Origin of the sequence: Zhengella mangrovi, from assembly GCF_002727065.1 — a bacterium.
GTDB lineage: Bacteria > Pseudomonadota > Alphaproteobacteria > Rhizobiales > Rhizobiaceae > Zhengella > Zhengella mangrovi.
On the sequence record NZ_PDVP01000016.1, the window covers coordinates 19,350 to 33,829 of the forward strand.

Sequence of the window (14,480 nt, forward strand, 5' to 3'; positions counted from 1 at the left end):
TCCGCCTTTCGATTGGTTCCTGTTGGACAGCACCGGGCGGCCCGCCAAAGGGTCTGCCGCCATCTGCCGCGGCGTTCGATGCAAGGTCGGCGTTCATCTTCAACGATCCCGTGCTTGATGCCGGAGCGGCGAGAACATAAAGTGAACGAATGGTCAAGCGAACCCTGAACGAAAAGCTGGCAATCCTTGCGGATGCCGCGAAATATGACGCGTCCTGTGCCTCATCCGGGGGGAAGCGGCGCGATTCGAAGGACGGAAAGGGGCTGGGGTCGTCCGGCGGGTCCGGGATCTGTCACGCCTATGCGCCGGACGGACGGTGCATATCGTTGCTGAAGATCCTGATGACGAACTTCTGCATCTACGACTGTGCCTATTGCGTCAATCGTGTCTCCAGCCGGATCGAGCGGGCACGCCTGAGCGTGGACGAGATCGTCCACCTGACCGTCGAGTTCTACCGGCGGAACTATATCGAGGGCCTGTTCCTGTCGTCCGGCATCATACGCTCCCCCGACGACACCATGGCCGACATGGTGCGCGTTGTGCGGACACTGCGCGAGCGCGAGAACTTCAGGGGCTATGTCCACCTCAAGACCATTCCCGATGCAGCACCCGAACTGGTCGAAGAGGCCGGCAAGTGGGCCGACCGGCTGTCCATCAATGTCGAACTGCCCACGGAACAGGCGCTCGGCACACTGGCGCCGGAAAAGTCCGCCCTGACGATCCGCAGGGCCATGGCCGATGTCCGGGCCCTCCGCGAGGCGGCCCGGGAGAAGACCTTTCGCGGACGCCGCGCGTCGACCTTTGCCCCGGCCGGGCAATCGACCCAGATGATCGTCGGAGCGGACCAGGCAACCGATGCCGAGATCCTGTCCACATCCTCCAGGCTCTACGCGTCCTACAAGATGGGCCGCGTCTACTACTCCGCCTTTTCTCCCATTCCCGATTCCTCCCGGAGCCTGCCGCTGATCAGGCCGCCTCTGATGCGCGAGCATCGCCTCTACCAGGCCGACTGGCTGATGCGTTTCTACGAGTTCGATTCCGGCGAAATCGCGCCGGCCTCTGGCATGCTCGATCTCGACATCGACCCGAAACTCGCCTGGGCCCTGACCCATCGCGAGATGTTCCCGGTCGACGTCAACCGGGCATCGCGGGAACTGCTCCTGCGTGTGCCAGGCTTCGGAACCCGCTCCGTGCAGCGGATCCTGGAGGCACGCCGGCACCGCTCCATCCGCTACGAGGACCTGGTCCGGATCGGCTGCGTCATGCGCCATGCCCGGCCCTTCATCAGCCTGCCGGGCTGGTCACCGGGCCACCTGCCCGACGACGAGAACCTGCGGGCCCGTTTTGCCCCGCCACCCGTTCAGCAAAGCCTGTTCTGATGCACCACGTCCGTCTTCCCCGGATCGGCACCATCGCGGCCTGGCGCAGTCACGCCAGGACCCTGCTCGGCAATGGCGCGGCACCGGAAGAGGTCCTCTGGTCAGTGGGCGAGGCCTCAGCCGACCTCTTCGCCGACGACGCACCCGCCCTCCCGGCGCCCGGCGCAACCATCCGGGTCCCGCGCAGCGCTGTCGAGGCGATCGAGACCGCGCTCTGCCACCGCGACGGCGAACGCTTTTCCCACGGCTATGCCGCGCTCGTTGGCCTGCACCGCCGCCGGTTGCGATGGGGGGACCGCTCCGACAGCACCATTGGCCGGTTGCTCAAACTGGAAAAGGCGGTCCGTCGCGACATTCACAAGATGCACGCGTTTGTCCGCTTTCGCGAGGTCGGGCCGGTGTCGCCGGGAAGACGCGCCTTCGCGGCCTGGTTCGAGCCGGACCATCATGTCGTCGAGACGGCGGCGCCGTTCTTCGCCCGGCGCTTCGGTGACATGGACTGGGTCATCGCCACGCCGGACCTGACAGCGAAATTCGAGGGTGGAAACCTCTCGTTCGAGGAAACCCGCGACCGGACGCCCCCGCCCCCGGACGCCAGTGAGGAGCTCTGGCGGACGTATTTCTCCAGCATCTTCAACCCGGCCCGGCTGATGGTGTCGGCCATGACCTCCGAAATGCCGAAAAAATATTGGAAGAACCTTCCGGAGGCGGACCTCATCCCCGGTCTGATTAGGGCGGCCCCGGAACGTGCCCGCCGGATGCAGGAGGCCATGCCGTCCGCCCCGCCATCGCACGTGGAGCGGATGCGGTTCGTGCGCCCGGCCGCCGAAAGCCCTGACGGGGACCTGTCGCTGCAAGGCATGAAACCGGCGCTGGATGCCTGCCGCAGGTGCCCGCTCGGGCAGTGCGCGACACAGGCGGTCGCCGGCGAAGGCCCGCAGGACGCGCGGCTGATGATTGTCGGCGAACAGCCGGGCGACACCGAGGACCTTGCCGGAAGACCCTTCGTCGGCCCGGCCGGAAAGGTTCTCGACCAGGCGATGACCGATGCGGGCCTGGATCGCGACGCGGTTTATCTCACCAATGCGGTCAAGCACTTCAAGTTCGAGCCGCGGGGAAAGCGCCGGCTGCACAGGCGGCCCGATACAGGCGAGGTGACCGCTTGCCGCTGGTGGCTCGATTTCGAGGTCGCAACGGTCGCCCCGAAGTTGCTCGTCGCCATGGGCAGCACCGCCGCGCTGGCCCTGACAGGACAGGGCGGCAGCATCGAGAAGCGGCGGGGCACGATTGAGCACGCGAACAGCGGCCAGCCGGTGCTGCTGACCTGGCACCCGGCCTATCTGCTGCGGATCCGGGAACCGTCTGTCGCTGCCGAGGCCCGGCAACGCTTCGTGGACGACCTCGCCAGGGCGAAGGCGATCGTTGGCGCCTGAGGGTGGACGGCGGCCCGCAGGCGACCGTCAAGATCCCGCTGCTGTAGTGGCCATCCGATCCTAGAGGGAGACCGCCTGGCCTCTTCCCTGCCGCCTGGCCTCGTCGAGCACGAAGGCCGCGGCGGCAAGATCCTGGGCGGCAATGCCAAGCGACCGGTAGGCCGTGATCTCGTCGGCCGACGACCGGCCGGACGCTTTCCCGGCCAGCAGGTTGCCGATCTCGCCCTTGATCCGGTCGGCGGAAAAGCGGCCTGCCGCGATCGTGTCCACGATCTCGCCGGCCTGCGCCAGGGTGGACGGCATGTAATCCACCCAGATCGACGCCCGCTCGACGAACCGGTCGTCCACTTCCCGCATGCTCGGGATGGAGGAGCCGACCAAGTTCACGTGACAGCCAACTGGCAGCCAGTCGCCGTTCAGGATCGGCGCCGGCGAGGCCGTGACGGTGCAGACGAGGTCCGCGTCGCGCACGGCCGCCGCGACGTCTGTGGTGGAGGAAAAGGATAGCCCCTCGTGCCGCGTGGCCGCCTGATCACAGAAGGCTGCTGCCTTGTTGGCCGATCGACCGGCCACGACGACGTGGCGGATGGGCCGCACGGCCACCATGGCGTCCAGGTGATGTTCGGCTTGTTCGCCGTAGCCGACGATGACCAGCCTCTCGCAGTCTTCACGCGCCAGCGCCCGGGTCGCCACGCCGCTCGCCGCCGCCGTTCGGATGGCGGTCAGAAGGCTGGCATCCATCATCGCCGTCGCCTCGCCGGTCTCCGCCTCGAACAGCACCACCGCACCGCGATGCGAGGACAGGCCCCTGGCGGGATTGCCCGGGAACAGGCTGACCAGCTTGATCCCGAAACAGGCCGGCTCGGCGAGCGCGCCCGGCATGATGCCCATACGGTTCGTACCGCCGACGGGGATCACGCTGCGCAGCGGCAGTTCCGCGTGGCCCGCCGAAACCTCCGGCATCACGCGAGCGATCACCTCGATGGCCTGGTCCATGGAGAGCATGGCTTCGACGTCTTGATGGCTGAGGACGATCATGCCGCGCGCTCCCTGCCTTCGCCCCAGTCCGGCCCTGTCCGTTCCAGCCCCATGACGGTCTCCAGCATCGAGATGTAATGGTCCGGCCGCGCGATATAGGGAAAATGCCCGCCTGTGAGGAAGCGGAAGGCCGTACCCGGCTGCAGCCTGTCCCGGACCGCCGCGCGCATGTCCGGCGGGATCAGCGGATCGTCGTCGGCCTCGACGGTGAAGATGCGCCCGGAGCCAAGCGGCACCGGTGGCAGGTCGGGCGCCGTCTTCAGCGCATTCAGCCGGGCACGCAATTCCCCCTCGAGGATGCGCCCTCCGGCCTCCTGCAGCAGCAGGTCCACGAGGTCGTGCTGGTCGGGATGGGTCTCGCGCCAGGCACCGAGCCCGGCTCCGAACCCGGCTTGCAGGTCGGCAATCGGCGCGCTCATCAGGTCGAGCGCATAGGGCATTCGCTGCGCAAGCCCGGCGACCGAATGCAGCGTGTTGGCCGCGATCAGGCGTTCGACGCGGTCCGGTGCGCTGCCGGCCATGAACTGGGCCAGGTAACCGCCGAGCGAACTGCCGAGAACGCTTGCCTGGCCGATCCCGAGACGGTCCAGCAGCCCGAAAAGATCGTCCGCCCATTCGGCAATGCCGCCATGATCGGGATAGCTGACCGCCACGAAGCGCAGCCGGTCCGAGAGCGCCTCGATCTGCTGCCAGAAGACGTCGCCCCGACCCAGCGTGCCGGGAATGAGCAGCAGGCACGGCCCCTGGCCGATCTCCCGGTAGCCCCAGTCGCGGCCGTCGAACACGGCACGCTGTTCGGGGTGGCGGAGCGCGAAAGCGTCGCGCGCGGCGATCAGGGCATTGGTCATGACAGCGGATCCGGTATCGCGGGCCAGTAGTCGCGGGCCCGCTTGGTGTAGGGGATGTTGGCGTAATCCGGCGTGATGGCGCCGGGCGTGGCAACGGGAATGACCCGCGCGGCGATCGGGTTGAAGCCGGCCTGGTAGTGGTTGGAGGACTTCACGCAGACGTAGCGGCGCTTCGACAGGTCGATGCCCAGTTGCTCGAAGGCCTCCGGGTGGAAGGTCTGGCTGCGCACGTCGTTGATGACGATGTCGATGCCATCGGCCTCGATCCAGACCGCCTCGCCCATCGGGGCCGGCAGGGTGCCGAAGCGCTGGGTCAGGCCGGAAGCGCACTTGCGCACCGTCACCGTCAGGTCGAGCGGGTCGCCGGACATCGGTCCGCACTTGCCGCCCAGCCGCAATGGCAGCGTCGCGCCCTCGCCGGCTTCCCGGCAGATGCGCACCGCCACCGGATCCCAGAAAAGGCCCGTCGCCACCGAGGTCATGCCGCGCCCGATCATGGCGCGAAGCAGGAAGGTCGCGTCCGACGGGGCGCCGCCGCCGGCATTGTCGGACACGTCGGCCAGCACGACCGGGCCCTTGGCCTCGGCCTGCGCCATGTCGAGCGCCCGGTCGATGTCCGCCATGTCCGGCAGGAGCTGGTGACGGATGGCATGGAGCGAGCGGCCGAGATCTTCGGCAACGCTTGCCGCACGCGCCTCGTCACCGTCCACGATGGCGAAGGCGCGGGTGCCGGTCCGCGGATGGTCGCCCCAGGGAAAGCCATGGGCGATGGAAAGCGACAGGATGCCGTCCTTGCCCTCGCGCGCGGCCATGGCGTCCACGAAGGCGCGCATCGGCCCGGACGGCGTCGGCATCGCCAGGATCATGCGGCAATCGAAATCGCGCATCACCGGGCGGATGGTCCCGGCGGCGGTGTCACCCGCCAGGCGGAAGAGGTCTTCGGCCCGTTCCGGGATGTCGACGTGGGGATATTCCTTGAAGGCGACCAGCAGCGTGGCCTGGGTCAGCATGGTTTCGGTCAGGTGGCAATGCGGATCGAGCAGGCCGCCGATGACCGCGTCGGGGGCCACCGCCCGGCAATGGGCGATCAGGTCGCCCTCGCAATCGTCGTAACCGTCGGCGATCATGGCGCCATGCAGGGCCAGCAGCACGATGTCGGCCCCGCCGCAGCGCGTCAGGTCCGTGATGATCTCGTCGCGGAAATCCTCGTAGACCTTGCGCACGGTCGGTCCGGCGGGCTGCGCGTGGGCCGAAAGGGATTCGACCACCTCCCAGCCGCGCAACTGCGCCGCCGCGCGCCAGATATGCAGCGGCGCGGTGAAATATTCTTTCGGATAGGCCGTGGCGTCGCCGTGCCGGATACCGGCTTCGGCGAAGCTCAGGTAGCCGGTCGGCAATGGCGAAAACGAATTCGTTTCCGTGCTCAGCCCCGCGATGAAGACCTTCATTGTGCCTCTTTCCCCTCGGTCGCAATGGCGCCGGGCGCCGGTTGGCCGGCAAGCCCGGCGGCCGATATGGCAATCAGGTGGATGACGATGATGGCGAAGGCCACCGGCACGGCGGCGGTGAACCAGATCATCGGGATGTCGAGCATCTCGCCCTGCCGCCCGAGGCTCCGGCCGAGGAAACCTCGCGCCATGTTCATGCCCGGGGCGAAAACGGAGAACCACAGCACCGGTACGGCGAACAGCAGCACGCCGGCACCGCGCACCAGCGTCAGTGCGGCGCCCGTCCGCCCGCCGATCGCCAGCATGGCCGGGAAAAGCACCGGGTTGGCGCCGGCCCGGAAAGCGCAGGAGGCGCCCAGCATGCCGGCCCATACCATGGCCCGCCGCGCCAGTTCCTCCGTCCAGATGGGCGGCGAGGCGAAGATGTAGCGCGCCACGGTCTGCCACAGCGCCGCCCCCAGCATGACGAAGAGCGCGGCCACCGCCAGCACCATGGCGATACGGTCGATCCCGGCCGAAAGGCGGCCGAGACCGTTGGCAAGACGGTGCATCGCCGTCACTCGCCCTTGGCCTTGCGCCACTCGGCGAGCTGTTCGGGGGTAATGAGCCCGCTGTTGTAGGTGGCCTCGGACGCCTTGCGGAATTCCTCGCGCGCCGCGTCCGACAGGTTGACGACGGAAACGCCCGCCGCCTTCAGCTTGTCGATCACGCCGCCCTGGGTCCCGAGCCAGTCGCGGTTGGCCTTGTTGGCCGCGGCGATGGCATCGTCAACCGTCTTGCGGTCGGCATCGGAGAGGCCCTCGTACCACTGTTCCGAGATGATCGCGATGCGCAGCGAGGGCGCCACGGCGGCATCGGTGAAGTGCTTGATGAAATCGGTGTGGCCGAACAGCAGCGGCACGAAGGCCGGGTTGAGGTAGCCATCGGCGACGCCGGTCTGCAGCGCGTTCGGCACCTCGGCCCAGCTGACGATCGTGCCCGAGGCGCCCCAGGTCTTGTAGAGCTCGATCTGGCTTTCATCCAGCGCGCGCATCCGCAGGCCTTTCATGTCGGCCAGCGAATTGACGTCCCGCTTGGTGTTGAAGATGCCGGTCGCCGGACCGACGGTGGTCACCGCGCCGACACGCACGCCGCCCGGCGTCGTGCCTTCGTTGATCCGCGCCAGCATGCCGCCGTCGTAAAGCGCGCGGTCCACCTCCGCCATGTCGGCGAAGAAATAGGGCAGGCGTAGCCCGTAGATCAGCTTGTCCAGCGAGCCGACGATGTTGAGCGGCGCCATCGCCACCTCGACGAGGCCCTGGCTGACCTGGTCGAAGATCTCGGCGTCGCTGCCCAGCGCGCCGCGCTGGAATTCCTCTGCCTTCATGCCGTTGGCATTGAGGTGTTCCACGAAGGTATGCGCCCAGACATAGCTGCCCGAGCCTTGCAGGTCCGGCGGGCTGTCGAGCGATACCTTGACCTGCGCCACGGCGGCGGTCGCCATGGCCAGCGCGGCCCCGAGTGCGGCCACAAATGCAAAACGTTTCATTGCGCGTCTCCCTGTTTTCCTTGCTTGAACGAAATCGCGGACGGCGGGATCATCCTCCCCCCGCCAGACCGAATGCACGCGGCAGCGCCAGGCTGATCTGCGGAAACGCGACCAGCAGCGCCAGCACGAAAACCTCGACGAGCACGAACGGCATCACCGCCCGCGCCAGGCGCCAGTAGTTCACCCCGGTCACCGTGGTCACCATCAGCAGGCACCCGCCAAGCGGCGGCGAGACCAGGCCGATGCACAGGTTGAAACAGAGCACGATGCCAAGGTGAACGGGATCCGCCCCCTGCGCAAGCGCGGTCGGCGCCAGCAGCGGCACAAGCAGGGCGAGCGCGACCGGGATGTCGAGGAACATCCCGGCGACCAGGAACAGGACGTTGAGCACCACCATGTAGCCGACCGGGCCGAGCCCCATCGCCTCGACGAGGCCGGAAATGGCTTCCGGTACGCGCTCCAGCGCGCTGAGGTGGCCCAGCGCCGAAACGGCGGCGATCAGCAGGAAGATCGCACCCGACAGCATTGCGGTGCGCCGGAAGGCCTGCCAGACCGCGTCCATCCCCATGCGTTCGTAATGGTAGCCGCCGGCCCATGCGACCGCGACCGCCACGGCGGCCGCTTCCGTCGGTGTCATAAGGCCGAAGACGATACCGCCCAGGATGATGGCCGGAACCAGCAGGGCGGGCAGCGCGTGGATCAGGGCTGGAAGGAAGCGGGGAACCTCGCCCTTCTCCAGACGCGGATGGCCGTAGGCGCGCGCGTAGAAGGCATTGGCGATCATCAGCGCGGCCGCCAGCAGCAGGCCCGGCACGATGCCGGCGATGAAGAGCGCGGTCACCGACGTGCTCATCAGCGCGCCGTAGAAGATCAGGATGATCGACGGCGGGATGATCGGGCCGATGATGGAGGAGGCCGCCGTGATCGCGCTGGCATACTCCAGGTCGTAGCCGCGCTCGCGCATGGCCGGAACCAGCGTGTTGGAGACCGCCGCGGAATCCGCCACCGCCGAACCGGAAATGCCGGCAAAGAAGACGCTGGTCATGATGTTCACGTGGCCGAGACCGCCGCGCAGCCGCCCCACCATCGCCATCGCGAGATCGATCAGCACCCGCGTGATCCCGCCCCGGTTCATCAGTTCGCCGGCCAGGATGAAGAGCGGCATCGCCATCAGCGCGAAGACGTCGATCTTGGAAAAGATCTGCTGCGGCAGGATCGCGAGGTACCGGCTGTTGTCCGTGGCCATGAAGGCAAGGACCGCTGTCGCGCCGATGACATAGGCAATCGCGAGGCCCGACCCGAGCAGGATGATGCCGGCGGCGAGCACGAGCCAGATCATCGGCCGATCCCCGCCCGTCCCGGGCTGAGTGCTTCCGCGGTGACCCCCTCGGCCAGGATATCGGCGGGTAGCGGCTGCTTCAGCACCAGGGCTGCGGCGGCCCGCGCAGCGGCCGGCGCGCTCTGGATGCCGTAGCCGCCCTGCCCGGCCAGCCAGAAGAAGCCGTCCGCATCCCGTGCATGGCCGATGACGGGACACTTGTCGGCCACGAAGGAGCGCAGTCCCGCCCACTTGTGCACGACACGGCGAACCGAAATGTCGAAGGCCTGTTCGATCCGGTCGACGCAGATGGCGACATCCAGTTCTTCGGGCTGTGCGTCGCACGGCGGCGACGGCGTCTCGTCGGCTGGCGAGATCAGCAGTTTCCCGGCATCGGGCTTGAGATAGAAACCTTCTTGCGCGTCCACGACCATCGGCCAGGTGGCCGGCCGGTCGGGTTCCGCTCCGGCCGGCGGGTCGATCAGCACCGCCGTGCGCCGTTTCGGCACCAGGCCGACGGGTGCGACACCGGCCATCACCGCGATTTCGTCGGCCCAGGCGCCCGCGGCGTTGACGATGGTGGCTGACCGGAAACGCTGGCCGCCGGCTTCGACCGTCCACACGCCGCCGTCGCGGGAAAGCCGGGTGACCCCGGCATTCGTGCGCACCGTTCCGCCAAGGGCCTGGAATGTCTTGAGGTAGTGCTGGTGCAGGGCGTCGACGTCGATGTCGGCGGCGCTGCCGTCCATCAGCGCGCCGGCGATGTAACCAGGCCGGATCAGCGGCATCATCGAGAGCGCCGCGTCGGTCCCGATCGGGTGGACGGCATCGCCAAGTTCTTCCGCCAGTTCTTCCAGCACGCCGGCCTGGCCCTCGTGCGCCACGAACAGCACACCGCGCTGCCGCAGCAGCGGCTGCGAGATGAAGCGGCTGTCCGGATTGCAGAAGAAATCGTGAGACGCGCGCGACAGCGCACGGATGACCGGCGGGCCGTAGGCGACCGTGAAGAGCGCCGCCGAGCGGCCGGTGGTGTGATAGCCCGGCCTGTCTTCCCGTTCGAGAACAAGGACGCGCGCATGACCCGCCAGTTCGGCTGCCACCGACGCACCGGCAATCCCGGCGCCGATGATGATGATGTCGTGGCTGTCGTCCGGCTCGGCCATGGCCATCCTCTCCCTCACCAAAAACGGTAACATCGTTTTTCCGATTGGAAAAGCCAAATTTTCCGAAAGGAAAAAAGCGCATTGCCGCCGGTCCCGCAGGAGACTAGAATCGGGTTCCGGTGGCGGGGAAAATCCATGAATGAAAACGCGAAAACCGAAAGCCAGCGCAGCGAGTTCGGGCAGCAGATCCGGCGGTTGAGGCGCGAGAAGGGCTGGACGCTCGCCCATGTCGCCGCACGCTCCGGCCTGGCGGTCTCCACCATTTCGAAGGCCGAGCGCGGCATCATCGCGCTTACCTATGACCGGTTGGCCCAACTGGCCCATGGGCTGGAAACCGACATGGCCGCCTTCTTCGCCTCAGAGGGCGGCCGCTTCGAGCCCGGCGGCTTCGCCGTGGCCAGGAAGGGCGAGTTCAGCCGGCAGGAAACCCGCAACTACGTCTACGAAATGCTGTTCCCGGAACTGTGGCAGAAGGCCATGACCCCGATGATGGGCACCCTCAAGGCCCATGACATCAAGGATTTCGATGACTTCGTCCGCCACCCCGGCCAGGAATTCCTGATCGTTCTCGAAGGTACGGTCACTGTCCACCTGGAGGGCCGAGACGCGGTCGTGCTCAACGAGGGCGATTCCATCTATTTCGACAGCGCCCGGGGGCATCTCTATGCTTCCGACGAGGAGCGCGACGCGCGCATTCTCGTTGTCTGCGTCGCATCCTGAACGCTGCCGCACCTGCGGCCTCGGCTGCTGCCGGGCTTGCGGATATGAAGTTTTCAGGCAGGGCGTCCAGCGAAGCGAAAGCCCGGGATAAGCAAGCATTGCCGATCGCAAGACTGATGATTGCAAATATTCAATATTATGCAATTCTGCAAATTAAAGAAAATCAACGGGAGGGGACTGGCACGTGAACAAATCCAGCAATCATCTGGCAGAAACCCTCACGCCGCATCGGCGGCCGCGCTGGTGGCATGTCCTTCTGTTCATGGCCCTACTGCAGGCACCTGCCCACGCCCAGTTCGGCGGCGGCGAGATCGCGGTGCCGACCGATGCGGCCAGCTTCCAGATCGATGCCCTCCACAACGATGTGGTCAACGCCGCACGCGCACTGGGACTGCCGCAGGCCACCACCCCCGTTCCTCCGGCGAACCGCAGTTCCTACGAGAAGCTGGAATACCCCTTGCGGCTCACCCCGCAGGCCAAGGGCAATTCGACGGTCCACATTTCCAACTTCGTCGACCTCGACAGCGGCGCGGGGCTGCAGGACTTCGTCTGCGGCACGCGGACCTACAACGGCCACCGCGGAACGGACAACTTCCTGTCGATCGGCTCGTGGTGGCGCATGGACCAGGGGACGCACGACATCGTCGCGGCGACCGACGGAACGATCGTTGCGAAACAGGACGGGCAGAACGATCGCACCTGCGGCGAGCTGTCCAGCGTGCCCAACAACCCGGCCAACTATGTCACCATCCTGCAGCCCGACGGGCTGTACGCGTATTACTATCACATGAAGAACGGTTCGGTGACGCCGGTGGCCGTGGGGTCAACGGTCAAGGCCGGCGACTACCTGGGCAAGGTCGGCAGTTCGGGTTTCTCCAGCGGCCCGCATCTGCACATTGAACTGAGAACGTCGGCAGGCGAAACCGTGGACCCGTTTTTCGGCGCCTGCACCGCCGCCCCCAGCCTCTGGAAGCACCAGTGGCATGCGGAAAACGATTTCAGGATCACCGAAGTCTCGACGCACTCCGCGCCACCGGAATTCGCGACCTGCACCAACAATGTCGCCAGCACCGACACGCCCCATTATCAGCGGGCCTTCAATCCCGGTGAGACCGTCTATCTGCTGCTCTACCTGCGCGACCTCTTCACCACCGGCGAGGTGATCTCGGTCGAGGTCTACAATCCGTCCGGCGCCATGGCCTGGAGCAGCCAGTTCAACACCGGCGCGCGGAGCTACCAGTCGTCCTACTGGTATTTCACCTACAATCTCTCCAGCGGCGCGGCGCGGGGCAAATGGCGCTACCGTTTCACGGCGGGCAGCCAGTCGGCCGAAGGCGCCTTCTTCGTCGAAGCCGACCCGCCGGATGCCACCCTCTTCGCGGCGACGCTTCCCGGCGGACGCAGCATCCGGACCGGCACCACGGCGACGGCCTTCGTGACCATCCAGAATGCCGGCGCCAACATCGCCTACGGTTGCGGCATCTACCTGCAGACGCCGGTCGCCGGGGAGTTCTGGTTCCAGGAAACGGACCCGGCGACCAACCTGCTGACCGGCACGCGCAACGCCCATGTCGACATTCCGGGCAACGCGGTCCAGACCTTCGCCATCGGATACACGCCCGACGTGGGCACGAATTCGACCGGCGTGACCACGGCGCTGCGCTACAAATGCGCCAACGGCGATGCCGCGCCCGTGTTCAAGGGCGTCAACACGATGGCCTTCTCCTTCGCCGACACGCCCGTTCCCGACATCATCCCCATCGGCGTGACACCGACGCAGGACGGCATCCTGCGAACCGGTGGACTGAATTCGCCGGCGTCCTGGTTTGCCTCTGCGGTGAACATCGGGAGCAGTGCAACGCTCGGCGTCAGCGCGCTCCTGCCGGCAATCGGCGGGCTTACCTCGACGGTCTGTGAACTGGATGGAAACGGCGTCTGCACGGGTCCGTCCGCCAGTACCATCAATGTCCTGTTCCAGCCCAACGTGCCCAAGACGTTCAAGATCACCGTGCAGTCGTCGGCCACCGTGCCCTTCGATCCCGCCAACAACCGTTCCGCGCTTCGGTTCGAGGACGCCGGCGGCTTGAGAGGCGAAACGAGCGTCGCGGTGACCACCCAGTAGAAGCCGAACGGGCGGCGCGCCAGCCGCACGGGATCAGGCGGCGGAGCCCGGTCCGCCGCCGCGTCCGGCCTCACCAGCTGTTGTAGCTCAGGTACTTGCCGGACATCTCCACCTTGACGCGGTCGCCCTTGGGGTTCGCCACCCGCGTGACGCTCATGTCGAAATCGATCGCGGACATGATGCCGTCGCCGAATTCCTCGTGGATCAGAGCCTTGATGGTCGGTCCGTAGACACCGACGATCTCGTAGAAGCGGTAGATGCAGGGGTCGGTCGGCACGGTCTGGTCCCAGACCTTCGTCGGGCTCTCGGCCAGCACCTCGACAACCTCCTGCGGCAGTCCCAGCACCTGCGCCAGCGCCTGCGCCTTGGCCTCCGGCATGGCATTCATCCCGACGCAGGCCGAATGCGTCCATACCGGGGACATCCCGATCTTGTCGGCAATCTCGTCCCAGGTCATGCCGGCCTTCTTCTTGGCCGCCAGGATGATCAGGGCCGCGTCATCCTTGCTCAGCATCTGCGGTATTTCGATGGTCATGGGTCGTGTCTCCTCTTTCTCGGTTATTGGTTGACCGCGCGCAGATGCGAGCCATGTCGCGGATCGTCGCTGTCTTCAGCCTTCGCGTCTCCCAGCCGGTCGATGCGCACCGTGCGGGGTGAATTGCTCTCGCCGCGGGCCTGCTGCCCCGCCAGTTCCCGGGATCGGGTTGCCAGGAAATGCACGAGGTGGTTGCGGATGGCGTAGTAGTTCGGATGGTCGATGATCTCGTCGCGCCGGCGCGGACGCGGAATGGTGATCTCCACCGATTCCGCCACGCGGGCATAGGGCCCGTTGGTCATCAGCAGGATGCGGTCGGCCAGCAGGATCGCCTCGTCGATGTCGTGGGTGATCATGAAGACCGTCTGCGACGTGCCGCTCCAGATCTTTAGCAACTCGTCCTGGATGGTGCCGCGCGTCAGGGCGTCCAGCGCCCCGAACGGCTCGTCGAGCAGCAGGAGCTTGGGATGGTTGGCGAAGGCGCGGGCAATCGAGACCCGCTGCCGCATGCCGCCGGACAGTTGCGCCGGCTTGCGATGGATGGTGTCGCCCTCCAGCCCGACCATGGCCAGGTACTGGATCGAGTGCTCGGTGACTTTCGCCGCCGGCCAGCCGGGATAGCGGGCCGCGACCCCGAAGGTCACGTTCTTCAGCGCTGAGAGCCACGGCAGCAGCGAATAGTTCTGGAACACGACGCCGCGGTCGAGGCTCGGTCCGGACACCTCCTTGCCGTCCATCACCACGACGCCCGAGGTGGGTTCGGCGAGCCCGGCCAGGATGTTCATGATCGTCGACTTGCCGCAGCCCGAATGGCCGAGAATGCAGACGAACTCGCCCTTCTCTATGCCGAAGCTGGCATTCTCGAAGACCGTCAGGTCCTCCCCCTTGCCGGAGGGGAACCGCTGGGTCAGGTTTTCAATCGAAAGGAATGCGTTGGACACGGTCTTC

General features: G+C 66.7%; 13 protein-coding genes. 4 read left to right on the plus strand and 9 right to left on the minus strand.

The annotated features are described in order from the left end of the window. Positions 1-149 precede the first annotated feature (149 nt). Positions 150-1,379, plus strand: coding sequence for a putative DNA modification/repair radical SAM protein (locus tag CSC94_RS19455; protein WP_099308044.1), 1,230 nt, complete (start codon positions 150-152; stop codon positions 1,377-1,379). After that, complete coding sequence (locus tag CSC94_RS19460; RefSeq protein WP_099308045.1) at positions 1,379-2,812, plus strand: UdgX family uracil-DNA binding protein; 1,434 nt, start codon at positions 1,379-1,381, stop codon at positions 2,810-2,812. The genes CSC94_RS19455 and CSC94_RS19460 overlap by 1 nt, the downstream gene beginning before the upstream one ends. A gap of 60 nt (positions 2,813-2,872) precedes the next feature. Here the strand turns inward: CSC94_RS19460 and CSC94_RS19465 are convergent, their stop codons facing one another. From CSC94_RS19465 to CSC94_RS19495, 7 genes are read right to left on the minus strand one after another with little or no spacing between them, the layout of a single operon-like run. Further along, the gene (locus CSC94_RS19465) at positions 2,873-3,850 is read right to left on the minus strand and encodes an ornithine cyclodeaminase family protein (protein ID WP_099308046.1); all 978 of its coding nucleotides are present in this window, start codon (positions 3,848-3,850) and stop codon (positions 2,873-2,875) included. Beyond that, positions 3,847-4,698, minus strand: coding sequence for an alpha/beta fold hydrolase (locus CSC94_RS19470; protein ID WP_099308047.1), 852 nt, complete (start codon positions 4,696-4,698; stop codon positions 3,847-3,849). Before CSC94_RS19470 ends, CSC94_RS19465 begins: the two co-directional genes overlap by 4 nt. Continuing rightward, a complete protein-coding gene (locus tag CSC94_RS19475) occupies positions 4,695-6,146 on the minus strand; it encodes a M81 family metallopeptidase (protein ID WP_099308048.1) in 1,452 nt (483 codons plus the stop codon). The genes CSC94_RS19470 and CSC94_RS19475 overlap by 4 nt, the downstream gene beginning before the upstream one ends. Further along, positions 6,143-6,697 carry a TRAP transporter small permease gene (locus CSC94_RS19480; protein ID WP_099308049.1) on the minus strand — a complete coding sequence of 185 codons (555 nt, stop codon included), beginning with the start codon at positions 6,695-6,697 and terminating at the stop codon, positions 6,143-6,145. The genes CSC94_RS19475 and CSC94_RS19480 overlap by 4 nt, the downstream gene beginning before the upstream one ends. A 5-nt stretch (positions 6,698-6,702) precedes the next feature. After that, entirely contained in the window at positions 6,703-7,674 is a 972-nt protein-coding gene (locus tag CSC94_RS19485; protein WP_099308050.1) for a TRAP transporter substrate-binding protein, read from the minus strand. Between the two features lie 49 nt (positions 7,675-7,723). After that, positions 7,724-9,013: a TRAP transporter large permease gene (locus CSC94_RS19490; RefSeq protein WP_099308051.1), complete on the minus strand. Its 1,290-nt coding sequence runs from the start codon at positions 9,011-9,013 to the stop codon at positions 7,724-7,726. Further along, the gene (locus CSC94_RS19495) at positions 9,010-10,155 is read right to left on the minus strand and encodes an NAD(P)/FAD-dependent oxidoreductase (protein WP_099308129.1); all 1,146 of its coding nucleotides are present in this window, start codon (positions 10,153-10,155) and stop codon (positions 9,010-9,012) included. The genes CSC94_RS19490 and CSC94_RS19495 overlap by 4 nt, the downstream gene beginning before the upstream one ends. A gap of 135 nt (positions 10,156-10,290) precedes the next feature. Here CSC94_RS19495 and CSC94_RS19500 point away from each other — a divergent pair, with 135 nt between their 5' ends. Then, positions 10,291-10,875 carry a helix-turn-helix domain-containing protein gene (locus CSC94_RS19500; RefSeq protein ID WP_099308052.1) on the plus strand — a complete coding sequence of 195 codons (585 nt, stop codon included), beginning with the start codon at positions 10,291-10,293 and terminating at the stop codon, positions 10,873-10,875. Between the two features lie 184 nt (positions 10,876-11,059). Then, a complete protein-coding gene (locus CSC94_RS19505) occupies positions 11,060-12,997 on the plus strand; it encodes a M23 family metallopeptidase (protein ID WP_099308053.1) in 1,938 nt (645 codons plus the stop codon). A 70-nt stretch (positions 12,998-13,067) separates the two neighbouring features. Here the strand turns inward: CSC94_RS19505 and cynS are convergent, their stop codons facing one another. Then, a complete protein-coding gene (gene cynS, locus CSC94_RS19510; RefSeq protein WP_205853367.1) occupies positions 13,068-13,532 on the minus strand; it encodes a cyanase in 465 nt (154 codons plus the stop codon). A gap of 23 nt (positions 13,533-13,555) precedes the next feature. Further along, positions 13,556-14,473 (minus strand): ABC transporter ATP-binding protein, encoded by a 918-nt coding sequence (locus CSC94_RS19515; protein WP_099308054.1) that lies wholly within the window; start codon positions 14,471-14,473, stop codon positions 13,556-13,558. Between the last annotated feature and the right edge of the window lie 7 nt (positions 14,474-14,480).